Origin of the sequence: Paractinoplanes abujensis (assembly GCF_014204895.1) — a bacterium.
Classification (GTDB): domain Bacteria; phylum Actinomycetota; class Actinomycetes; order Mycobacteriales; family Micromonosporaceae; genus Actinoplanes; species Actinoplanes abujensis.
The window spans coordinates 188213-211630 of the sequence record NZ_JACHMF010000001.1; the positions used below are offsets into that span (position 1 = coordinate 188213).

The following is a 23418-nucleotide window of genomic DNA, read 5'->3' on the forward strand; positions in this document are numbered from 1 at the left end:
CGTTGCGGTGCGCCACCCACTCTCGAAGCAGGCCGAAGGGCAGAGGGCTATGGAGAACGACGAAAAACTCCTCGATTACCTCAAGCAGACCACCGCGAAGCTCCGGACGACGCGGGCGCGGCTGCGCGAGGTGACGGAGCGGGAGCGGGAACCGATCGCCATCGTCGGTATGGCGTGCCGGTTCCCGGGCGGGGTCAGCGACCCGGAGGCGCTGTGGGAGTTGCTCGCCGCCGGCGGGGACGCGGTCGGGGACTTCCCCACGGACCGCGGCTGGGACCTCGGCGCCCTCTTCGACCCCGACCCGGAGGCCGTTTTCACCAGTGACGTGGCCCAGGCCGGCTTCATGAGCGGGGCGGCCGAATTCGACGCCGGGTTCTTCGGGATCAGCCCGCGGGAGGCGCTGGCCATGGATCCGCAGCAGCGCCTGCTGCTGGAGACCTCGTGGGAGGCGATCGAGCGGGCCGGTATCGACCCGGCCTCGCTCAAGGGTTCGGACACCGGGGTGTTCGCGGGCGCCGCGCCGTCCGGTTATCCCGCCGAGGGCGACATCTCCGGCTCCGAGGCACACCTGATCACCGGTACGGCGATGAGCGTGCTGTCGGGCCGGGTCTCGTACACGCTGGGCCTGGTCGGCCCGGCCGTGTCGGTGGACACGGCCTGCTCGTCCTCGCTCGTGGCCGTCCACCTGGCGGCCCAGGCTCTGCGCTCCGGCGAGTGCTCGATGGCGCTGGCGGGCGGGGTGACCGTCATCGTCGGCCCGGGCGAGTTCGTCGGCTTCTCGGCGCAGAACGCGCTGGCCGCGGACGGGCGATGCAAGGCCTTCGGTGCGTCCGCCGACGGCATGGGCATCGCCGAGGGCGTGGGCGTGCTCGTCCTCGAACGGCTCTCCGAGGCCCGCCGCAAGGGTCACCGCGTGCTGGCCGTCATCCGCGGCGGGGCATACAACCAGGACGGCGCGTCCAACGGCCTGTCCGCGCCCAACGGCCCCTCGCAGCGGCGGGTGATCCGGGCCGCGCTGGCCAACGCCCGGCTCACCGCGGCCGACGTGGACGTGGTCGAGGCGCACGGCACCGGCACGACGCTGGGCGACCCGATCGAGGCGCAGGCGCTGCTGGCGACGTACGGCCAGGGACATCCGGCCGACCGGCCGCTCCGGCTGGGGTCGATCAAGTCGAACATCGGGCACACCCAGCAGGCGGCGGGCGTGGCCGGCATCATCAAGATGGTTCTCGCGATGCAGCACGGCGTGCTCCCGGCCACCCTGCACGCGGCCGAGCCCACCCCGCACGTCGACTGGTCCACCGGTCACGTGAGCCTGCTGCAGGAGCCGGTGGCCTGGCCCGCCGGCGATCAGCCGCGCCGCGCGGGCGTGTCCGCGTTCGGGATCAGCGGCACCAACGCCCACCTCATCCTCGAGGAGGCCCCGGCCGAGGAACCCGCCGCGGCCGGCGACGGCGAGCCGATGCCGGTGCTGCGCCCGGACCTCGAGGTGATGCCGTACGCGGTCACCGGCCGGTCCGCGGCCGCGCTGGCCGACCAGGCCGAACGGCTGCGGGTGCACGCGTTGATGCAGCCCGGGCTGGAGCCTGCCGCCGTGGCCCGGGCGCTGGTCACCACCCGCAGCGCGTTCGAGCACCGGGCCGTCGTGCTCGGCGCCGGCCGTGACGGCCTGCTGGCCGGGCTGGCGGCGGTCGCGACCGGCCGGCCCGCACCCGGCGTGGTGACCGGATCCGAGGTGCCCGGTGAGGGCAAGACGGTCTTCGTGTTCCCGGGCCAGGGCTCGCAGTGGGTCGGCATGGGCCGGGAACTGGCGGCGGACTCCCCGGTGTTCGCGGCGAAGCTGGCCGAGTGTTCGCGTGCGCTCGCCCCGTACGTCGGCTGGGAACTGGACGACGTGCTGGCCGGGCGGCACGGCTTCGAGGCCGCCGACGTGGTGCAGCCGGCCCTGTGGGCGGTCATGGTGTCGCTGGCTGAGGTCTGGCAGGCGGCCGGCGTACGGCCGGACGCGGTCGTCGGCCACTCGCAGGGCGAGATCGCGGCGGCCGCGGTGGCCGGCGCCCTGACGCTCCAGGACGCGGCGAAGGTCGTCGCGCTGCGCAGCCGGGCCCTGAAGGTCCTGGCCGGCCGGGGCGGGATGCTGTCCGTCGCCGAGCCGGCCGCCGCGGTGCGGGCACGGCTCACCACGTACGGCGACCGGCTGTCGATCGCCGCGGTCAACGGCCCGTCCGCCACCGTGGTCTCCGGCGAGCCTGACGCTTTGCGAGCGCTGCAGAACGCGTACGGCGAGTCGGTGCGGACCCGGATGATTCCGGTGGACTACGCCTCGCACAGCCCGCAGGTGGCCGAGCTGCGCGACGACGTGCTCGCCGCCCTGGCCGGCATCACCCCGACGACGGCCGGCATCGCGATGGTCTCCGCGATGAGCGGCGACCTCATCGCCGGGCCGGAGCTCGACCCCGAATACTGGTACGAGAGTCTGCGCCGGACCGTCGAATTCGACCGGGCCGTGCGGGTCCTGGCCGGTTCCGGCCACGGCACATTCGTCGAGGTGTCCCCACACCCGGTCCTGACACCGGCCGTCGCCGGGCTCGACGACCAGCCGCAGCGGCTTGTCACGGTCGGTTCGCTGCGCCGCGAGGACGGCGGCGCGCTGCGCCTGCTGACCTCGTTCGCCGAGGCGTACGTGCAGGGTGTCCCGGTGGATTGGGCCGGGTTGCTCGGCGCCGGCGCCGTCGCGGACCTGCCGACGTACGCGTTCCAGCGCCGTCGTTTCTGGCCGGTGTTCCCGGAGGCGCCCAAGAGGGAGATGGGCGTCGAGGGCTGGCGTTATCGGGTGGAGTGGGCACCGGTGACGGTGCCGGCCGGGGTGCCGGCGTTGTCGGGTGTGTGGTTGGTGGTGACGTCACCAGCGGGCGCGGGGCTGGCCTCCGACGTGGCCCGGGTGCTGGCGTCCGCGGGCGCTGAGGTGCGCGTGGCCGAGGTGGAGTCGGTCGACCGGGGTGTGTTGGCGGGCGTCGTAAGCGGGGTCTCCGGGGTGGTGTCGCTGCTGGGGCTCGACGAGGGTCCCGTGGCGGGCAGCCCGTTGGTCTCGGTGGGCGTGGCCGGAGTGGCCGGGCTGGTGCAGGCGGTGGTGGACGCGGGGCTGGACGTTCCGGTGTGGGCCGTGACCCGGGGCGGCGTCGCGGTGGGTCCGGACGAGGTGCCGGGCGTGGTGGGGGCGCAGGTATGGGGTCTGGGCCAGGTGGCGGGCCTGGAGCTGCCGAGTGTGTGGGGCGGCCTGGTGGACGTGCCGGCGGATTGTGCGGTGCTGCCCGACGGGCTGATCGCGGTCTTGTCCGGTGCCGTCGCCGAGGACCAGGTGGCGCTGCGGGAGTCGGGGGTCTTCGGCCGGCGCCTGGTGCGCGCGGACCGGACGGCGGGTCCGGCGGCGAAAAAGTTCGTACCGTCCGGCGCGGTCCTGGTGACGGGTGGCACGGGACTGATCGGTGGCTGCACGGCGCGGCTGTTCGCCGAGCGTGGGGCGCAGCGGGTGGTGCTGGTGTCGCGGTCGGGCCCGGGGGCGGCCGGGGTGGCGGGTCTGGCGGCGTCGGTTGCCGCCCTGGGCACCGCGGTGGAGGTGGTGTCGTGTGACGTCTCGGAGCGGGAGCCGGTCGGCGCCCTGTTGGACTGGGCCGGCGGCGTTTCGGCGGTGGTCCATTCGGCCGGGGTCGACCACGGGGCGCCGCTGATGGAGTTGACGGCGCAAGGACTGGCCGAGGCTTCGTCGGTGAAGGTTGCCGGGGCGGTGAATTTGCACGAGCTGACGGTGGAGCGGGGCCTGGAGCTGGATGCGTTTGTCGTGTTCTCGTCGGGTGCGGCGGTGTGGGGTTCTGGGTTGCTGGGGGGTTATGCGGCGGCGAATGCGGGGTTGGAGGCGTTGGTGGCGCGGCGTCGTGGTGCGGGTTTGGTGGGGTCGTCGGTGGCGTGGGGTTTGTGGGGTGGCGGTGGGATGGGTGCCGGTGATGGTGGTGATTGGGTGGCTGGTTTCGGGGTGCGTCCGATGTCGCCGGAGCGGGGTATTGAGGGGTTGGCGGTGGTGTTGGATGAGGGTCAGGATCGGTTGGTGGTGGCGGATGTCGATTGGGAGCGGTTTGTTGCGACGTATACGTTGCATCGTCCGAGCCCGCTTCTGTCCAGCCTCCCCGAGGTCGTCCGGGTCCGGCAGGCCGACACCGAGTCCGGCACCCCGGCCGTCGCGGACAGCACCGCACTGGTCCGCCGCCTGACCGCGCTGCCGCCGGCCGACCGCCGCCAGGCGCTCGAAGCCGCGGTGCGCGCCGAGGCGGCCGCCACGCTCGGCCACGCCGACGTCGAAGAGGTCGACCCGCACCAGGCGTTCCGCGACATGGGTTTCGACTCCGTCATGGCGGTGGCGTTGCGCGACCGGCTCAGCGAGGCGACCGCGCTGCGACTGCCGTCCACTCTGGTCTTCGACCACCCGTCCGTCGCGCAGCTGACCGAGATGCTGCACGGCGCCCTGTTCGGCGGCGCCGGCACCGAAGCGGCCGGCGACGGCCGTGCGGTGTCACCCGCCGCCGGCCTCGACGATCCGATCGTCATCGTCGGCATGGGCTGCCGCTTCCCGGGCGGCGCCGACACCCCCGAGCGCCTTTGGCAGCTGCTCGCCGACGGCACCGACGCCATCAACGCCTACCCCGGCTACCGGGGCTGGGACCTGCAGACCACATTCGGCCAGGAGGGCGGCTTCCTGCAGGAGGCCGCCGATTTCGACGCGCCCTTCTTCGGCATCGGGCCCAAGGAGGCCATGGCCATGGACCCCCAGCAACGGCTGCTGCTGGAGACCTCCTGGGAGGCGCTGGAGCGCGCCGGCATCGACCCGACCACCCTGCGCGGCTCCCGCACCGGCGTGTTCGTCGGCGGCTGGATGCAGATGTACAGCCAGGCGCTCATCGGCAGCGTCGACGGCGTCGACCTGGCCACCCCGGTCAGCGACGGTGGCGCGGTGCTGTCCGGCCGCGTCTCGTACGTGCTCGGCCTGGAAGGGCCCTCGCTCACCATCGACACGGCCTGCTCCGCCTCACTGGCCGCCCTGCACCTGGCCTGCCAGGCGTTGCGCGCGGGCGAGTGCGACCTCGCGTTGGCCGGCGGGGTCACGGTGATGGCCGCCCCGGGCGCGTTCGCGTTCGGCTCGGCACTCGGTCTGGCCGAGAACGGGCGCAGCAAGGCGTTCTCCGCCTCCGCCGACGGCATGGGCATGGGCGAGGGCGCCGGCATCCTCGCCGTGGAACGACTCTCCGACGCCCGCCGACGGGGACACCCGGTCCTCGCCGTGGTGCGCAGCGCCGCGGTCAACCAGGACGGCGCGTCCAACGGCTTCACCGCCCCCAGCGGCCGCTCCCAGCAGCGGGTCATCCGCGACGCGCTCGCCGCCGGTGGGCTGCGGCCGGACCAGGTCGACGTGGTCGAGGCGCACGGCACCGGCACCGTCCTGGGCGATCCGATCGAGGCGGGCGCGCTGCTCGCCACGTACGGCCGGCAGCGCCCCGCCGACCGGCCGCTCTGGCTCGGGTCGATCAAGTCGAACATCGGCCACGCGCAGGGTGCGGCCGGTGTCGCCGGGATCATGAAGATGGTGCTGGCCATGCGGCACGGCATGATGCCGCGGACCCTGCACGCCGATCAGCCCTCCACCGAGATCGACTGGGAGTCCGGTCAGGTCCGGCTGCTGACCGAGGCCCGGCCGTGGCCCGCCACCGAGCACGGGCCGCGCCGTGCGGGCATCTCCGGTTTCGGCATCAGTGGCACCAACGCCCACGTCATCATCGAGGAACCGCCCGGCGAGCCGCCCGCCGTCGCCGCACCGGGCGAGGGTCCGGCGCTGCTGACCGCCGGCCTGGACGTGACCGCCTGGCCGCTGTCCGCGCGGGTCCCCGAGGCGCTGGCCGCCCAGGCCGGGCGGATGATCCCGGTCGCGCACGGCGAGCAGGCCGGCGACCCGATGGCCGTCGCCCGTGCCCTGGCCACCGGCCGCAGCCAGTTCCGGCACCGCGCCGTGGTGGTCGGCGCCACCCCCGCCGCGTTCGCCGACCGGCTCGCCGCCGTCGCCGAGGGCCGCCCGGACAACGCGGTCGCCGTCGGCGCGGTCCCGGCCGGCGGGCCCGGCCGCACCGTGTTCGTCTTCCCCGGCCAGGGCTCGCAGTGGGCCGGGATGGGCCGGCAGCTGCTGAGCGAGTCGCCGGTGTTCGCGGCCGAGTTCACGCGCTGCACGGCCGCCCTCGCTCCGCACATCGACTGGGACCCGGATGCCGTCCTGCGGCAGGACCCCGGCGCGCCCTCGGTCGAGGACACCGTCGTCCTGCAGCCGATGCTGTGGGCCGTGATGGTGGCGCTGGCCGAGGTGTGGCGGGCCGCCGGTGTGCGCCCCGACGTGGTGATCGGCCATTCACAGGGCGAGGTGGCGGCGGCGACCGTCGCCGGCATCCTGTCCCGGGACGACGCGGCGCGGGTCGTCGCGGTCCGGGCCCGGATGCTGGCCGGTCTCGACGTCGACGGTGGCATGGTGTCCGTCGTGCTCCCGCCGGACGAGGTCGAGCGGCTGCTGGTCCGCTGGGGCGGCCGGCTCGCCGTGGCGGCGCGGAACTCCCCGCGGGCCACAGTGGTGTCCGGCGAGCCGGGCGCACTGCTGGAGTTCGAGCGGGAACTGCGGGTGCGCCGGGTGATGCGCTGGCGGGTACCGGCGAACGGTTTCGTCGCCCATTCGCAACTGTGCGAGCCGCTGGCCGGTCCGCTGCCCGCAGCCCTGACCGGTATCCGCCCGCAGCCCGGTTCGGTCGCCTTCTTCTCCACCGTCGAGGCCCGTCTGATCGACGGCACCGAGCTCGGCCCGGACTACTGGTACGCCAACGTGCGGCACGGCGTGCGGTTCAGCGAGGCGGTCGAGGCGCTGGCCGCCGCCGGGCATCGCAGCTTCGTCGAGGTGTCGGCCCACCCGGTGCTGCTGACCGCCGTCGAGGAGGTGCTGGCGCCGCGGGCCGACCTGCCCGACCCGGTGCTGATCGACACGCTGCGCCGCGACGACGGCGGCGCGGACCGGCTGCTGCGGTCACTGGGCGCGGCGTGGGCCGGCGGCCTGCCGGTGGACTGGGCCGGCGTGCTGCCGGCCGTGCCCGCGGGCCCGGTCACCCTGCCGACGTACGCGTTCCAGCACCGCCGTTTCTGGCCGGTGTATCCGGAGACGCCCCGGGCCGAGGCGGGCGTCGAGGGGTGGCGTTATCGAGTGGAGTGGGAGCCCGTGACGGCGCCGCCGGACCTGCCGGGCCTCAAGGGCGTGTGGCTGGTGCTGACGTCGTCGGCGGGCGCGGGGCTGGCGCCTGAGGTGGCCCGCGTGTTGGCGAGTGCGGGCGTCGAGGTCCGCGTGGCCGAGGTGACGGCGACGGATCCGGGACAGCTGGCGGGGGTGGTGAGCGGGGTCTCCGGGGTGGTGTCGCTGCTGGGGCTCGACGAGGGCCCGGTGCCGGACTGTCCGACGGTCCCGGCGGGTGTTCTGAGCGTCGCGGAACTGGTGCAGGCGGTGGTGGACGTTCCGGTGTGGGTGATGACGCGCGGCGCCGTCGCGGTCGGCCCGGACGAGGTGCCGAGTGTCGCCGGAGCGCAGGTATGGGGTCTGGGCCAGGTGGCGGGCCTGGAGCTGCCGGGCGTGTGGGGCGGCCTGGTGGACGTGCCGGCGGATTGTGCGGTGCTGCCCGACGGGCTGATCGCGGTCTTGTCCGGTGCCGTCGCCGAGGACCAGGTGGCGCTGCGGGAGTCGGGGGTCTTCGGCCGGCGCCTGGTGCGCGCGGACCGGACGGCGGGTCCGGCGGCGAAAAAGTTCGTACCGTCCGGCGCGGTCCTGGTGACGGGTGGCACGGGACTGATCGGTGGCTGCACGGCGCGGCTGTTCGCCGAGCGTGGGGCGCAGCGGGTGGTGCTGGTGTCGCGGTCGGGCCCGGGGGCGGCCGGGGTGGCGGGTCTGGCGGCGTCGGTTGCCGCCCTGGGCACCGCGGTGGAGGTGGTGTCGTGTGACGTCTCGGAGCGGGAGCCGGTCGGCGCCCTGTTGGACTGGGCCGGCGGCGTTTCGGCGGTGGTCCATTCGGCCGGGGTCGACCACGGGGCGCCGCTGATGGAGTTGACGGCGCAAGGACTGGCCGAGGCTTCGTCGGTGAAGGTTGCCGGGGCGGTGAATTTGCACGAGCTGACGGTGGAGCGGGGCCTGGAGCTGGATGCGTTTGTCGTGTTCTCGTCGGGTGCGGCGGTGTGGGGTTCTGGGTTGCTGGGGGGTTATGCGGCGGCGAATGCGGGGTTGGAGGCGTTGGTGGCGCGGCGTCGTGGTGCGGGTTTGGTGGGGTCGTCGGTGGCGTGGGGTTTGTGGGGTGGCGGTGGGATGGGTGCCGGTGATGGTGGTGATTGGGTGGCTGGTTTCGGGGTGCGTCCGATGTCGCCGGAGCGGGGTATTGAGGGGTTGGCGGTGGTGTTGGATGAGGGTCAGGATCGGTTGGTGGTGGCGGATGTCGATTGGGAGCGGTTTGTTGCGACGTATACGTTGCATCGTCCGAGCCCGCTTCTGTCCAGCCTCCCCGAGGCCGTCCGCGCCCAGCAGACCGACACCGAGCCCGGCTCCGCCTACACCAGCCCGGAGACCACCGCGTTGCGGGGCCGGCTGGCCGCGGCGCCGTCCACCTTCGAGCAGGAGGCTGTCCTGCTCGAGGTGGTCCGCGAGCACGCCGCGGCGGTCCTCGGCCACCCGGGCCCGGAGGCGGTCCAGCCCGACGTCACGTTCCTCGAGCAGGGCTTCAACTCACTGTCCGCCGTGGAGGTCCGCAACCGGCTCGCCCGCGTCACCGGCCTGCACCTGACCGGGCCGCTGGTGTTCCAGCACCCGACCCCGCTGGAGACGGCCGCGCATCTGCGCGAACGGCTCGCCGCGGACACCGGGGGCGAGGACCGGCCGGCCCGGCGCTTCGCCCTCGACGGGCCGGCCGATACCGCCCCGGTAATGGACTCGTTGACCCCGCTGTATCTGCGAGCCCACCGGACCGGCCGGGGCGCCGACGTGATGCGGATGATCACCAGTCTGGCCGCGTTCCGCGAGTCCTTCACCGATCCGGCCCAGCTGGTCACCGTTCCGGCCCTGGTCCCGCTGACCCGCGGCACGGCCGGTCCGGCGCTGATCTGCCTGCCGTCGTTCGGGGCCACCGCCGATGCCCAGGAGTTCGCGCGGCTGGCCCACGCCTTCCGCGGCGACCGGCGGATCATCGCCGCCACGGTCCCCGGCTACCGCCCGGGCGAACCCCTCGCGGCCGGTCCGGACGCCCTGCTGGACCTTTACGCCGACACCGTCGGGGACACCGCCGGGAAGCCGTTCGTGCTGGTCGGCTACTCGTCCGGCGGGCTGACCGCGCACGCGCTGGCCGCCCGTCTGGCTGCCCGCGGCCGCCCGCCGGCGGGTCTGGTGCTGCTGGACACGTTCGTCCCGGAGCAGGCGGGGGTGCCCGACGACCTGCTCGCCGGCCTTCCGGCGGCGGTGCTGGCCAACAACGACCATGACACCGGTGTCGGCAGCGACGACTGGCTGACCGCGTTCGCGCACTACTACTCCTTCGACTGGCGTGGCCACCTGCCGCCCGTCGCGGCGCTGCCGACCCTGGTGGTCCGGCACGCCGGGCACGCCGGGACGCCGTGGGCCCTCGCCGACGACATCACCGCGGCCGCCGTGCCGGGCGACCACTTCTCGATGATCGGCTCCGAGGCCGGCACCACCGCCCAGGTAGTCGAGACCTGGCTGGCCACCCACTTCACGCCCACCGAGGACGGGGACGATGACTGACATACCGACCGAGCAGGCCACCGTGCACCGTCTCGCCGTCGTCGGCGCCGGCGTGATGGGCACCAACATCGCCGTCCTCGCCCTCGGGCACGGCCTGGACGTCACGCTCGTCGACGTCGACGACGAGACCCTGACCGCGGCCCGCCGTACGATCCGGCACAAGCTCAAACACGCCCAGCTGCTCGACGCGTTGCCCGCGGGCCGTCCGCACGGCGCCCTGACCACCACCACGTCGCTGTCCGACGTGGCCGGCGCCACCACCGTCATCGAGGCCGTCGTCGAGATCGCCGAGGTCAAACGCAAGGTGCTGGCCGAGGTCTCGGCCACTGTGGCGCCCGGCACCCTGCTGATCTCCAACACGTCCTGCGTCCCGGTCGACGAGATGGCCGCCTGGGTCGTCCGGGGCGAGGACCTGGTCGGGGTGCATTTCATGAACCCCTCCTACTTGATCCGGATGGTCGAGGTGATCCGTGGATCCGCCACCGGCGACGCCACGATGACCGCCGTCGGCCGCCTGCTCGGCGCCCTGAACCGGGAGGCGCTGGTCGTCAACGACGCTCCCGGTTTCGTCATCAACCGGTTGCTGCATCCGCTGATCAACCGCGCGGCGATGCTCGTGCAGGACGGGGTGGCCTCCGCGGAGACCGTGGACGGCCTGCTCGAGGGTTGCCTCGGCCACACCACCGGGCCGCTGCGCACGGCCGACCTGATCGGTATCGACAACCTCGTCGACTCGCTGCGGGTGCTCCACGAACGCACCGGTGACCCGGAGTGCGAACCCTGCGACCTGATGCTGCAGAAGGTCCGCGACGGGCATCACGGCAGCAAGACCGGCCGTGGGTTCTACGACTACCAATCCGCCACGGAAGGGCGTATCTGATGACCGAGACCGTCGAGAAGGAGTTGACCGCCTACCTCGCCGAGCGCACCGGCTGTGAACCCGCCGCCGATCAGGACCTTTTCGCCAGCGGCGTCATCTCCTCGATGTTCGCCCTGCAGCTGGTGGTCCACCTCGAGGACGAGTACGACGTCGAGATCATCGGCCCCGACCTCGCGCGCGAGAATTTCAGCAGCGTACGGGCCATGTCCGCGATGGTGCAGCGGCTGCGGGCGGACGGCGCCGGCGGGCCGGGCGTATGACCGCGGACACGGCCGTGATCGACGCGCTCGTCGGCGACGGCCCGGCCGCCTGGGACGCCGCCGGTCGCATCCCGGTGGATCTGCTGCGCAAGCTCGGCGAGATGGGTGTGCTGGCCGCCGAGGTGCCGGCCCGGTTCGGTGGGCCGGGCGCCGACGGCCTGGCCAACGGCGAGCTGACCGCCCACGTCGGCGCGTTGTGCAGCTCGCTGCGCAGCATCATGACGGTGCAGGGGATGGCCGCCGCCACCGTGCTCCGGTTCGGCGACCGCGAGCAGCGCCGCCACTACCTCGCCCGGCTGACCGGCGGCGACCTGGCCTGCGTCGCGTTCAGCGAGCCGGGCGCGGGATCCGACCTCAGCGGCATGTCCACCCGGCTGCGCCGGACCGGCGACGGCAGCGGCGACGTCCTCGTCTCGGGCGAGAAGACGTGGATCACCGGGGCCGCGTACGCGGATCATGTCCTGGTCTTCGGGCGGTACGGCGACGGTCTTTCCGGAGCGGCCGCGATGGTCCCGGCCGGCGCGCCGGGCGTGCTGATCGAACCCGTACGGGACCCGCTGGGCTGCCGCGCGGCCACCCACTGCCGGGTCGTCCTGGACGACGTGCGGGTGCCCGCCGGCGCGGTCCTCGGTGGCGGCGGGCAGCCCCTGTCGCTGCTGTTCACCGCCGCCCTGTCGTACGGCCGGATGTCGGTCGCCTGGGGCTGTGCCGGCATTCTGCGGGCCTGCCTGGCCGCCGCCACCGCCGACGCCCGCTCGCGGCAGCAGGGCGGCACCGCGATCGCCGGGCATCAACTCGTCGCCCGGCATCTCGCCGAGCTCTACACCGCCGAACGGATCGTCACCCAGGTCTGCCGGCACGCCGCGGACCAGTGGAGCCGGGGTGCGGCCGACGCGGGCGTGGCGGCCGTGCTGGCCAAGCAGGTCGCCGCGACCCATGCCGCCCGTGGCGCCGCGACGGCCGTCCAAGTGCTCGCCTCCCGCGGCTTCACCGACTCCCACGTGGTGGCCCGCGCCTACCGCGACGCCAAAGCCATGGAACTTATCGAGGGAAGCACTGAGATCTCGCAGCTGATCCTGGCCCGGCACGCCCTCGACACCATCGTCACGCCCTAAGGAGCGACCGTGTCCGATGCGCCCGCCGTCGTCAAATGCCTGGTGTGGGACCTCGACAACACCCTGTGGCAAGGCACGCTGCTGGAGGACGGCGAGGTGGTCCTGCCGCCCGAGATCCACCGCCTCATCGTCGAACTCGACGACCGCGGCATCCTGCAGTCAGTGGCCAGCAAGAACGACCACGACCACGCCTGGCAGCGGCTGACCGCCCTCGGCGTCGCCGACTACTTCGTGCTCCCGCAGATCGGCTGGCACGCGAAGTCCCAGTCCGTGAAGGAGATCGCGGACCAGCTGAACTTCGCGCTGTCGGCGATCGCCTTCATCGACGACCAGCCCGCCGAACGCGCCGAGGTCGCCTACCACCACCCGGAGGTCCGCTGCTACGACGCCGCCGAGGTGCTCGCGCTGGCCGGCCGGCCCGAGTTCAGCCCGGCTGTCACCAGCGACGCCCGGCGCCGCCGGGAGATGTATCAGGCCGGCTTCCGGCGCACCGCCGAACGCGAGAGCTTCTCCGGCCCGGACGAGGAGTTCCTGCGGTCACTGGAACTCGTCATGGAGATCAAGCGGGCCGACGAGAACGACCTGACCCGGGTCGAGGAACTCACGCTGCGCACCAGCCAGATGAACGCGACCGGCGTGCACTACTCCGACGCCGACCTGCGCGCCCTGCTCGCCGACCCGGCCCACGAGGTGCTCACCGTCACCCTCACCGACCGGCTGGGGCCGCACGGCGCGGTCGGGGTGCTGCTGCTCAACTGTCACGAGCGGGTCTGGCACCTGAAGCTGCTGGCCACCTCGTGCCGCGTGGTCTCCTTCGGTGCGGGCTCCGTCCTGCTCAACTGGCTGATCGACGCGGCCGCCAGGGCCGGCGTGCACGTGGCCGCGGACTTCCGGCAGACCGACCGCAACCGGATGATGGAGATCGCCTACCGGTTCGCCGGTTTCACCGGCGACACCTGCGACTGCCTCGCCGTGCTGCCGGCCGGCGGCGACCGCGCGGGCATCGAGTTCCGGCACCTGGTCGCCGAGGCCCGGCCCGCGCCCACCACCATGCGCGTCATCGCGCCCCGGCTCGGGCGGTGAGGGGCGGTCAGGGCCGGCCGAGGATCCCGCGGTCGTAGCCGGCGGCGACCGCCGCCGCCCGGTCCCTGACGCCCAGATTGCTGTAGATGTGAGTCAGATGCGTCTTCACGGTGGCCTCGCTGATGAACAACCGCGCCGCGATCTCCCGGTTCGACATGCCCCGGGCCACCAGCGTGAGCACCTCACGCTCGCGCCCGGACAGTGTCTTGTCCACCGGGGCCGGGGCTCGGACCGCGTTGAACAGTCGCGACGCGACCGCCGTGGACAACACGGTCCGCCCCTCGGCGGCGGCGCGCACGGCGTCCAGCAGTTCCTCCCGCGGTGCGTCCTTGAGCAGGTAACCGGTGGCGCCGGCCTCGATCGCCGGGAACGTGTCGGTGTCCGTGTCGTACGTGGTGAGCACCAGGACCCGGGCCCGCGCCCCGCGGCGGGTCAGCTCGGCGATGGCGTCGACACCGTTGCCACCGGGCATCCGCAGGTCCATCAGGACGACGTCGGGGTCGATCCGGAAGACCATCTCGACGGCCTCGGCGCCGCTGGACGCCTCGCCCAGGACGGTGAAACCGGGAGCCGAGGCGAACATGCCGCGCAACCCGTCACGGACGACGGGATGGTCATCGACTAGCAGCAGCGTGATGTCAGTCATGGCCCGCTCACCATACGCGAGGGGCGCCGGGCCGGACCGGGGCCGGCCACGGTCTTAGGGGCAGGCAAGGGGTGCCCGCCGCAGGACCGGCCGATAGCGTCGAATCGAGCTTCGACACAGTGGACGATCGATCGGACGTGCGAGAGAGGCTGAGGCGTGGAAACTGTGAAAGTGACTCTACTCGGTGGCCTGACCGGGCTTTCCGAGGACGGGAAGCTGGGCGACATGGCCGATCTCGGCGGGCGGCTGGAGTTCAGCTGCGGCACCGGCGACGACGTGTTCACGCTCATCGGTGAGTTCCGCCGGCACAGCACGGAAGTGTCGGCCGGATTCGCCTGGGGCACACGCTCGCAGGAAGTCGAGTGACCGGCATGTCGCGGGCTCCCCGCACCGGCCAGTGGATTCAGCCGTTCGGCGTCACCCGGGCCGGTGGCCCGCGGCTGGTGTGCTTCCCGCACGCCGGTGGCTCGGCGTCGTTCTACCACCCGCTCGCGGTCAAGACGGCCGGGGCCGAGGTGCTCGCGGTGCAATATCCCGGACGGCAGGAACGGCGCACCGAGAAGCCGTTCACCGATCTCGGCGAGATGGCCGACCGGATCCACGCCGAGCTCGCCTCCCCGGCCGGCTCGCCGCTGATCCTCTTCGGCCACAGCATGGGCGCCGTTCTCGCGTACGAGGTGGCGCGCCGGCTGGAGAGCGACGGCGCCCGCCCGCTGGGCGTGATCGTCTCGGGTCGCCGCGCCCCGTCGGTGCGGCTTGAGGAGACCGTGCACCTCCGCGGCGACCGGGCTTTGCTGGCCGAGGTACGCCAGCTCAGCGGCACCGCGGCCGCCCTGCTCGACGACGAGGAGGTGGTGCAGATGATCCTCCCGGCGCTGCGGGCCGACTACCGCGCGATCGAGACCTACCAGCATCGCCCCGGAGCCGGACTGACCTGCCCGATCACCGCCCTGACCGGCGACAGCGACCCGCGGGCGGCCCTCGATCACGTCCGCGCCTGGGACCGGCACACCACCGGCGGGTTCGACCTGCGCACCTTCCCGGGCGGTCACTTCTACCTGACCACTCAGTGGGCCGAGGTGGCGGCAGCGATACACGACGCCATCACCGCCTTCAGCGCGCCGGCCCGGTAACCGCCGGGACCCGGAGACCGGCTCCGGCCGCTGGTGAGAAACGGTCGGACTTGGTCGGGTTTCGTCGCTCCGCCGGCCCGGGCCGCCAGCATCTAGCGGGACGAGCGGTAACGGGTGGTCGAACGGGGGAGCGATGGCGCTGGGCCGTCGTCGTTGGGCCGTCTGTTCCGCTCTACCGGTCGGCCAGCAAAGCGCGCAGGGCCTCGGCCTCGTGCATGTCGTGTTCGGTGTAGAGGTGTAACGCACGCTCGAAGGACGCGCGGGCGGCGGCCGGGTCGCCCCGCCGGTCGAGAGTGTGGCCGAGGCCTGTGTAGGCCCGGGCCCGCTGCTCGGCCAGGCCGTGCTCGCCGGTGACGGCCAGAGCCGCCTCGAAATGGGCGATCGATGATTCCAGCCGGCCGGCGGCCAACGAGGCCTCGCCGAGCCCGTTGAGGATGTCGGCCTCGGAGATCCGGTCGCCGACCTCGCGTTTGATGGTCAGGGCCTGTTCGTGGAAGTCGATGGCCTGCTGCGGGTCGCCGAGCCGGGTGTGGACCCGGCCCAGGGCGTCCAGGGCGTCCGCCTCGAAGTTGCGGTTGCCGAGCCGGCGGCTCAGGTCCAGCGCCTCCCGGGCGTGTTCGCGAGCCTCGTCCAGCCGGCCGCAGCGGGTCTCGATGTCGGCCATGTTGCTCAGGGCCTTGGCCGCGCTGTCGAGGTCGGCCAGTTCCCGGTGGATCGCGAGCGCCCGGGTCAGGTAGTCGACCGCCTCGTCGAAGTTGCCCAGCGTTCCTTCGTTGTAGCCCAGATTGTGCAGCGACCGGCCTTCACCGATCCGGTCGTCGGCCTCGAGGTAGAGGGCGTACGCCTTCTCGTAGTGCACCTTGGCCGCGGCGGGCCCGCGGTGGTAGAAGTCGAGGTTGGCCAGGTTCATCAGGGCGTGGGCCTGCCCGCGGACGTCGCTGATGCTCCGGAACAGCTCGGCCGACCGTTCGAGCCGGTCGGCGGCCCGCTCCGGCCGGCCCAGGTTGGTGCAGGCGACACCCTGCGCGGACAGGGCTTTGGCTTCGGCCCGGGCGTCGCCGAGCGTCCGGGCCGCCGCGGCCGCCCGGTCGTTGACGGCCAGCAGGTCGCGATAGCTCGTGTAGAGCAGGTAGGAGAACAGCACTTCCGCGAGGCGGGTGGTGTGGGCCGGCCACCCGTGGTCCGCGGCGAACGCGGCCACGGTCAGCAGCGTGGAATGCTCGGCGCTCAGCCACGCCGAGGCGGCGTCCGGGCCGGTCAGATCCCGTACGGGCGTGGTTGCCGGCGGGGCCGCGGGCCGGCGTTCGGCGCCCGTGGGGTAGAGGACCTTCATGGCGGTCACGGCGCCGGCCAGGTAGTGGTCGAGCAGACCGGTCAGGGCGGCCCGGCGGGCGGCGGGGCGTTCCTGCTCGTGAGCGCGTTCGGCCGCGTGCAAGCGGATCAGGTCGTGCATGGTGTAACGGTCGTCGCCCGCGAGCGTGACCAGGTGGTCCTGGTGCAGCTGTCGCAGCCCGGTACGGACCGCTTCCAGGTCGCCGCCGGTCAGTGCGGCCGCCGCGTACGAGTCGAAGTCGTCCGCCGGGTGCAGCGCCACCAGCCGGAGCAGGCGCTGCCGCTCGGCGTCCAGGTCCTGGTAGGACCGGTCGAGGGCGAGGGCCACCCCGTCGTCCAGCCGGCCGGTGCGGCGGCGCTCGTCGAGGCGGTCCGCGTGGTCGGTCAGCGACCAGCCCGGTCTGGCCCGCACCTGCGCCGCGACCAGGCCCAGGGCGAGCGGCAGGCGGCCGCAGAGTGCGGTGATGCGGGCCGCGGCGCCCGGGTCGTCGCGGACGGCCGCCGCACCCACCTCGTCGGTCAGGAACCGCAGCGCCTCGGGCTCGCCGAACACGTCCAGCCTCAGCGAGACGGCCGGGTCGAGCGCGTCGAGGCTGCGCCGGCTGGTGACGAGGGCCGCGCAGCCGGGCGTGGCCGGCAGCAACGGCCGCACCTGTTCGGCGTCGGCGGCGTTGTCCAGCACGACGAGCGTACGGGTCCCGGAAAGCCGCTCGTTGTAGAGCCGCCGGCCGGCCGCGAGGTCGTGCGGGACGTTGGAGCCGGGGACGCCGAGCTGCCGCAGGAAGCCGTCGAGCACCGCGACCGGGTCGGCGGGCGGGTGAGCCGGGTCGGGGTCGAACCCGCGCAGGCTGACGAACAGCGTCCGGTCGTACGGGAGCTGGTGCGCCGCCCGTACGGCCAATTGGGTCTTGCCGACCCCGGCCATGCCCTGGATCGCGGCCACCACGACCGGCCCGTCCGCGGTGAGCGTCTCCCGCAGGTCGCGCAGTTCCGCCGTACGGCCGGTGAACAGCGCCAGCGCCGGTGGCAGAGTGCCGTGCACCCGGACCTGGGCGGCCGCCCACCGCTGGCCCGCGACGGATTGCAGGGCCTGCTGCCATTGCGCCAGGTAGCCCGGGTCGGGGTGCAGCACCTGGACGATCGCCGTGACCAGCTCCGCGCTGAGCCGGCGGCGGCCGGGCCGGAAGCAGTCGCCGACAGTGGTGCGGCCGACCAGTTCGCTTCTCGGCCGCCCGGCTCGGCGCCACGCGGCGTTGACCAGGGACGTGATCCGCGCGTACGAGGGGTCGCCGGCCCAGGCCTTGAGCGCGGAGAGCCGTTCGGTCAGCTCGTCCATCGTCATCGCCGCCCCGGGATCGGGGAGTTCCGGACCGCCTTCGCGGGCAAGCGACGCCGCGAGCGCCTGCGCCACGGCCCGGTGCAGTGTCGCCAGGCTGGGCACACGTGCGCCGCCGGCGTTCGCCACCATCTCCCGGTGCAGCGCCGACACGTTGCCACCCCAGTGTGCCAACCGTTCGAGCAGCGCGGCATCGACGACAAACCCAACGCGTTCCAACAGCGGCAATCCCATCCTCGGCCTACCACTATGCGGCATGACACTTGATCACGACAGGTCTTGACCGTGTGGCGGGAACACAGTCTTCACTCAGGCTGCGCTACAACTTGTGGCTCGACGACAGTTGATGTTCGCGCGCACCCCCTCCCGGAGGATCGAATGACCCGTCCACCCCTCGCCGAGCAGTTCGACCTGCAACCGCACCCGGAGGGCGGCTGGTTCCGGGAGACCTTCCGGTCGTCCACCACGATCACTCCGGACGGTTATCCGGGTCCGCGGGCCGCCGCGACCGCCATCTACTTCTTGCTCAACCCGGGGGAGCGGTCGGCCTGGCACGTGGTGCGCTCCGACGAGCTGTGGTTCTGGCACTCCGGCGGCGACCTCGAACTCAGCCTGGGCGGCGCCGGCGAGAAGCCCGAGCCGACGGCGACCGAGGTGCTGGGCGCCGGGAACCCGCAGGTGCTGATCCCGGCCGGGGTCTGGCAGGCGGCCGTCCCCACGGGGGCGGAAGCGGTGCTGGTGAGCTGCGTGGTCGCCCCCGGGTTCGACTTCGCCGACTTCACGCTGGCGGCAGGGGCATGATGTTCCCCGTCGTCCAGCGCCTGATCGACGCCGTCAACGCGCACGACCTCGATGCCCTCACGGCCACCTTCGCCGAGGATTTCACCAGCTCGTGGCCCGCCCATCCGGCCCGATCCTTCGACGGCCCCGGCCCGGTGCGCAAGAACTGGGAGTTCATCTTCGCGCAGTTCCCGGACATCCGGATCGCGGTGACCGGGTCGGCCGTGTCGGCTGACGAGTTCTGGGGCGAGTTCCACTATGTGCGGCCGGGGGCGGCTGACATGCGCGGCGTGATCGTCATCAAGGTACGCGGGGACGAGATCGTCGAGTCGCGCTTCTACATGGAGGAGGTCGACGACGCGGCGGTCCCGCATCCGATGCCCGGAGTCCGCGCGGAACGAAGCACACCGCGGTGATCGGCGCCGGGCCGACCGGCGGTGTCCTGCGCGGGCGTGACCGCGTCCGCGGGGTTTCCGCCGGCGGCCGCGAGGTCGAGGCCGGCCTGGTCGTCAACGCCGGTGCGCCGCGGACGGGCGCTGCCCGCCCAGCCGGCCACCGTCGAGCCCGTGGCCCGGGCCGTCCCGGACAGCGGTCGGCGCCCGCGACGGCCCGGAGCGGGCGGCGCTAGGGATCTGAGCGGCGGACCTGCTCGATGGCGAGCTTGGCGGCCCGGCCCAGCACGTCGACCTGGGCGGCGTTGTAGAGCGCGACCACGGCGTCGACGAACGTCTGCGTGGTGGCCTGCTCACCCTGGGACAGGTGGGCCGACGGATCGTTGAGCCACGGGTAGTCGGTGAGGTTGCGCGCGATGATCGGCGCCAGCCGTTCCGCGATGCTCTGCCGGGTGGCCTCGTCCGCGTCCGCCGGCAGCGCGTCCAGCTCCGCGTTGACCGGGTGGTCGTGGTCGGCCTCGGCCATGCGCTGCAGGTCCTTCATGGCGTCGCCGTCGTAGAGCCGGGTGTAGACGTGGATCAGCGAGGTGTCGGCGGCGGACAGGTGCGGCGCGACCGACTCGAAGCCCGCCGGGGTGTCGGCCGGCGCCCCGTCGCGCAGCACGACGGCGATGTCGGCGCGGGCCCGCTGCAGACGCTCGATCTCGGCTGCGAGCTGTGTGTCGACCTGGCGCAGCACCTCGGGCGGGACGTCGCCGTTGGTCCGGGCCGTGCCGATCTCGGACAGCGGCACCCCCAGCTCGACCAGCCGGCGGATGCGCAGCAGGCAGACCAGATGGGGCACGCCGTACTGCTTGTACCCGTTGTAGCGGCGCTCGGGATCCTCGAGCAGACCGAGCCGGTGATAGTGCCGGATGGTGTTGACCGTGGTGCCGGCCAGCTCGGCGAGTTCCCGGGTGCTCCAGGCCACGTCGGCCACCTCCTGGATCACGCGGAACAGCTACCGGCACGCACGCTAGCACCTCAAGATTTCATGTGTGCGACGAAGTAGGCTGGGGTGACAGATCAACTGGCGAACGGGCGGTCACTTCATGAGCGGGTTCACCGGCCTCTTCGCGACGGCCGAGGCGCAGCTGCCCCAGCAGGCCCCGGAGCCCGGCTACTTCGCTGATCTGCAGCTCGACCAGCTCGTCGAGGCGGTCACGGCAGGCCGGGAGCGGCACAACCTCAAACCCGCTTTCTCCGTACGGCTGACCGACGCGGCCGCCGTCGAGGCGCGGCAGGCCGTGTTCGCCGACCTGGCGGACGAGCAGTTGCGGGCGGCGGCGCGGGCGTTCTGCGACGGCCTGACCCGCTGCGCGCGGCAGTTCGAGGCGGCGTCGCAGGTCCGCCACCCCCGGCAGGCGCAGCGGTGGCGACTGAACGCCCTGACCTCGTACGTGAACGTCGTCGACGCGGCCGGCGCCGCCCTCGACCGGGCCACGCCGTCGTCAGCGGGGCTGCGGTCCTGGTCGGCCTGGCTGCGCGCCTACCGGTCCGGCCCCGAGTTCACCGCGCTGGCCGGCCAGGCGAGGGCGCTGCTCACCGAGCTCGGTGGCCTCCGGTACACCCTGTCGATCGCCGGGGACGAGATCGTGGCCAGTCCGTTCGCCGACCAGGAGGACCTGAACGCCGGCACGCTCGCCACCTTCGAGCGGTTCGCGGAGGACGAGCTGACGCCGCACGAGTTCGACCTGCGGGCCGGGGCCGAGATGAACGAGCTCCACGCGGCGGTCCTCGACCTGGTGGTGAAGCTGTTCCCGGACGTGTTCGACCGGGTCGCGCGCTTCGTCGACCGGCACCCCGCGGTCCGGCCCCCGGTGATCGGCACAGTGGAGCGCGAGCTGCAGTTCGCGCTGGCCTGGCTGGACTTCACCGATGCCGTACGGGCGGCCGGGCTGCGGTTCTGCCTACCGGAGCTGCACGGGGACGCCGGGCTGCAGGTCACCGGCACCTTCGACGTGATGCTGGCGCGCACGCTGGCCGCGGACGGCCGGGCCCCGGTCACCAACGGCGTCGCGCTCCACGGCGACGAGCGGGTGCTCGTCGTCACCGGGCCCAACCAGGGCGGCAAGACGACCTTCGCCCGTACGGTCGGCCAGCTCTATCACCTGGCCGCCCTGGGCCTGCCGGTCCCGGGCCGGTCCGCTGCCCTGCACGTGCCGGATGCGATCCTGACCCACTTCGACCGCGGGGACCGCGCCGCTGACCTGCGCAGCCGGCTCGAGGACGAGGTGCAGCGCATGACGCAGCTGCTGCCGCACGTCACCGGCCGGTCGGTGGTGATCCTCAACGAGATGTTCAGCTCGACCACGTTCGTCGACGCGCGGACGATGAGCATCGACGTTCTGCGCGACGTCCTCGAGGCGGGCGCGGTCGGCGTGTGCGTCACCTTCATCGACGAACTGTCCCGTCTCGACCCCCGCGTCGTCTCCTTGACCACGGGAATCGACGAGCGGGACGCGACCAGACGCACGTTCGAGGTCACCCGGGGCCGCGCCGACGGCGAGGCCCACGCCCTCGCCCTGGCCACCAAGTACGGCCTGACCCGGGACCAGCTCCGCACCCGGATCGAGGCCCGCGCATGAGACCGGCACTGCTCTTCGCCGACGGGTCCGCGCCCGCGCCGCAGCAGCCCCTGGCCGACCGGGTCGCGGAGGACCTCGGACTGGCCACGGTGATCGACGCGATGGCCGCCGGCGACGACTTCCTGGCCGAGACCGCCCGGGCTGTGCTGCTGGCCGCGTCGCCGGGCCCCGAGGACGTCGCCTACCGGCAGGCCGTCCTGGGTGACCTCCAGCGGGAGCCGGAGCTGAGCCGCGAGCTCTATCAGCTGACCGGCCGCGCCCTGGAGGCACAGCGCAGCGCGGCCAGGACCGTCTACTTCGACTCGCCGGAAACGGTGCTCAACCGGTCGATCGTGACGCTCACCGCGTACGTGCAGCTGCTGCGCGAGTTGCGGGCGCTGGCCGACCGGTATCGGCCCCGGGTGTCGTCGGCGGGCTGCCACCAGTTCTTCGCGATGGTGGACGACCAGTTCGGCGAGGCCTATCTGGAACAGGCCACGATCCGCATCGACCAGCTGCGGCTCGACGGCAACCTGCTCGTCTCGGCCCGCCTGGGCACGGGCAACCAGAGCGAGGGCTTGACGATGCGCCAGTCGCAGCGCCCGGCCCGCAGCTTGTTCCGCCGCAGCGGCACGCCGAAAGCCACATACAAGCTCCCGTACGGTGATGAGGCGGCCAGCCGGGCGCTCGGTTCGCTGCGGGACCAGGCCCTGGCCGGGCTGGCCGGCGCCGCCGACCGGTCCGCGCGGCACGTGCTGGCGTTCTTCGACACGCTGCGCACCGAGGTGGCCTTCTATCTGGGCTGTCTCAACCTGCGCGAGGCGCTGACCCGGCGTGGGGCCGCGGTCTGTGTGCCGGCGGTACACGACTCCGCGGCGCGGGAGTTCGCCTTCCGGGGTCTGTACGACCCGGGCCTGCAGCTGCGCCTGGACCAGCCGGCCACCGCCAACGACCTGGACGCCGGCGGCCGAACGCTGATCATGGTCACCGGGGCCAACCGGGGCGGCAAATCCACCTTCCTGCGCAGCGTGGGCCTGGCCCAGCTGATGGCGGCGGCCGGCGGTTTCGTCGCGGCCGGAGCGTTCACCACCGCGGCCCGGTCCGGCGTGTACACCCACTTCACCACCGACGAGGACGACGCGCTGGTCAGCGGCAAGTTCGACGAGGAGCTGCGGCGCATGTCGCAGGTGGCCGACGCGATCGGACCGAGGGGCGTGCTGCTGTGCAACGAGTCGTTCCAGTCGACCAACGAGCGTGAGGGCTCCGACATCGCGCGCCGCATCGTCGACGCCCTGACCGAGGCCGGCGTCACCGTCGTCTTCGTCACCCACCTGCACGAGCTGGCGCAGGGCTGCTACGACGACCGCGAGCGCTTCCCCGCGACGTTCCTGCGCGCCGAGCGGGAGCGGTCGTTCCGGCTGCGGGAAGCGGCCCCGGAAGCCACGAGCCACGGCGCCGACCTGTGGGGTCAGTCGAGGGAGCGCATGTTGGCGAGAATCTTGGCGGACAGGCCGGCCAGCTGATCGACCTCCTCGTCGCTGAGCGGCGCCATGACCAGGTCGTGGATGTGCTCGCTGTGCCGCGGCGCGGCCTCGGTCAGGGCGGCCCACCCCGGGCCGGTGAGCTCGATGTGCACGGCCCGCGACTGACCGGCCTGACGGCGCACGAGCCCGCGACCCGTCATACGGGTGAGCTGATGGTGCAGCCGGCTCTTCTCCCAGCCCAGCAGGTTGCCGAGCTCGTGGGCGCGGAGCCGGCCCGGCCCCGCGCCGGCCAGCACGGCCAGCACCGAATAGTCGGCCATCGACAGCCCGCTCGCTGCCTGAAGCTGCTGCTCGATGCGCGACCGCAGATGCTCCTGCATCTGGACGAAGACCCGCCACGCCCGCAACTGCCGTGCATCGAGTGAGTGCGCACCGTCCGCCACCCGGCCGACCCTACCGAAGCCCAGTTGACGTGTCACCCCCATAGTTCGCCCGGACCGGCGTCATCG

14 protein-coding genes and 1 pseudogene are annotated in these 23418 nt (G+C 73.0%); 11 read left to right on the forward strand and 4 right to left on the reverse strand.

Annotated elements, in window-relative coordinates:
- Positions 1 to 148: 148 nt before the first annotated feature.
- The 5 genes and pseudogenes from BKA14_RS43050 to BKA14_RS00635 all read left to right on the forward strand — a co-directional run.
- Positions 149 to 9862: pseudogene (locus tag BKA14_RS43050) on the forward strand (SDR family NAD(P)-dependent oxidoreductase); the annotation flags it as partial.
- Positions 9855 to 10742 (forward strand): 3-hydroxyacyl-CoA dehydrogenase family protein, encoded by an 888-nt coding sequence (locus BKA14_RS00620; protein WP_184948994.1) that lies wholly within the window; start codon positions 9855 to 9857, stop codon positions 10740 to 10742. The pseudogene BKA14_RS43050 and the gene BKA14_RS00620, both read left to right, overlap by 8 nt.
- The gene (locus BKA14_RS00625; RefSeq protein ID WP_184948995.1) at positions 10742 to 11002 is read left to right on the forward strand and encodes an acyl carrier protein; all 261 of its coding nucleotides are present in this window, start codon (positions 10742 to 10744) and stop codon (positions 11000 to 11002) included. The genes BKA14_RS00620 and BKA14_RS00625 overlap by 1 nt, the downstream gene beginning before the upstream one ends.
- The gene (locus tag BKA14_RS00630; RefSeq protein WP_184948996.1) at positions 10999 to 12117 is read left to right on the forward strand and encodes an acyl-CoA dehydrogenase family protein; all 1119 of its coding nucleotides are present in this window, start codon (positions 10999 to 11001) and stop codon (positions 12115 to 12117) included. The genes BKA14_RS00625 and BKA14_RS00630 overlap by 4 nt, the downstream gene beginning before the upstream one ends.
- Before the next feature lie 9 nt (positions 12118 to 12126).
- Positions 12127 to 13200 (forward strand): HAD-IIIC family phosphatase, encoded by a 1074-nt coding sequence (locus BKA14_RS00635; RefSeq protein WP_184948997.1) that lies wholly within the window; start codon positions 12127 to 12129, stop codon positions 13198 to 13200.
- A gap of 7 nt (positions 13201 to 13207) precedes the next feature.
- Here BKA14_RS00635 and BKA14_RS00640 read toward each other — a convergent pair whose 3' ends face one another.
- Complete coding sequence (locus tag BKA14_RS00640; RefSeq protein WP_184948998.1) at positions 13208 to 13846, reverse strand: response regulator; 639 nt, start codon at positions 13844 to 13846, stop codon at positions 13208 to 13210.
- A 171-nt stretch (positions 13847 to 14017) separates the two neighbouring features.
- Here BKA14_RS00640 and BKA14_RS00645 point away from each other — a divergent pair, with 171 nt between their 5' ends.
- On the forward strand, positions 14018 to 14212 hold the full coding sequence (locus tag BKA14_RS00645) for a hypothetical protein (RefSeq protein WP_184948999.1): 195 nt from the start codon (positions 14018 to 14020) through the stop codon (positions 14210 to 14212).
- A 5-nt stretch (positions 14213 to 14217) separates the two neighbouring features.
- On the forward strand, positions 14218 to 14979 hold the full coding sequence (locus BKA14_RS00650; protein WP_184949000.1) for a thioesterase II family protein: 762 nt from the start codon (positions 14218 to 14220) through the stop codon (positions 14977 to 14979).
- 172 nt (positions 14980 to 15151) lie between these two features.
- Here BKA14_RS00650 and BKA14_RS44840 read toward each other — a convergent pair whose 3' ends face one another.
- Positions 15152 to 17866, reverse strand: a complete 2715-nt coding sequence (locus BKA14_RS44840; RefSeq protein ID WP_184949001.1) for an ATP-binding protein — start codon at positions 17864 to 17866, stop codon at positions 15152 to 15154.
- 159 nt (positions 17867 to 18025) lie between these two features.
- On the opposite strand from BKA14_RS44840, the gene BKA14_RS00660 reads away from it, so the two are divergent.
- Together BKA14_RS00660 and BKA14_RS00665 are read left to right on the forward strand one after the other, a co-directional pair.
- Entirely contained in the window at positions 18026 to 18448 is a 423-nt protein-coding gene (locus BKA14_RS00660) for a cupin domain-containing protein (RefSeq protein ID WP_184949002.1), read from the forward strand.
- Positions 18445 to 18843 (forward strand): nuclear transport factor 2 family protein, encoded by a 399-nt coding sequence (locus BKA14_RS00665; RefSeq protein WP_184949003.1) that lies wholly within the window; start codon positions 18445 to 18447, stop codon positions 18841 to 18843. The genes BKA14_RS00660 and BKA14_RS00665 overlap by 4 nt, the downstream gene beginning before the upstream one ends.
- 208 nt (positions 18844 to 19051) lie before the next feature.
- Here the strand turns inward: BKA14_RS00665 and BKA14_RS00670 are convergent, their stop codons facing one another.
- Positions 19052 to 19810, reverse strand: a complete 759-nt coding sequence (locus BKA14_RS00670) for a MerR family transcriptional regulator (RefSeq protein ID WP_203722285.1) — start codon at positions 19808 to 19810, stop codon at positions 19052 to 19054.
- Between the two features lie 100 nt (positions 19811 to 19910).
- On the opposite strand from BKA14_RS00670, the gene BKA14_RS00675 reads away from it, so the two are divergent.
- Both BKA14_RS00675 and BKA14_RS00680 read left to right on the forward strand, forming a co-directional pair.
- Positions 19911 to 21446 (forward strand): MutS-related protein, encoded by a 1536-nt coding sequence (locus BKA14_RS00675; RefSeq protein WP_184949004.1) that lies wholly within the window; start codon positions 19911 to 19913, stop codon positions 21444 to 21446.
- On the forward strand, positions 21443 to 22948 hold the full coding sequence (locus BKA14_RS00680) for a MutS-related protein (RefSeq protein WP_184949005.1): 1506 nt from the start codon (positions 21443 to 21445) through the stop codon (positions 22946 to 22948). The genes BKA14_RS00675 and BKA14_RS00680 overlap by 4 nt, the downstream gene beginning before the upstream one ends.
- On the opposite strand, the gene BKA14_RS00685 is transcribed toward BKA14_RS00680, so the two are convergent.
- Entirely contained in the window at positions 22894 to 23352 is a 459-nt protein-coding gene (locus BKA14_RS00685; protein ID WP_203722287.1) for a MarR family winged helix-turn-helix transcriptional regulator, read from the reverse strand. The genes BKA14_RS00680 and BKA14_RS00685 overlap by 55 nt on opposite strands.
- Between the last annotated feature and the right edge of the window lie 66 nt (positions 23353 to 23418).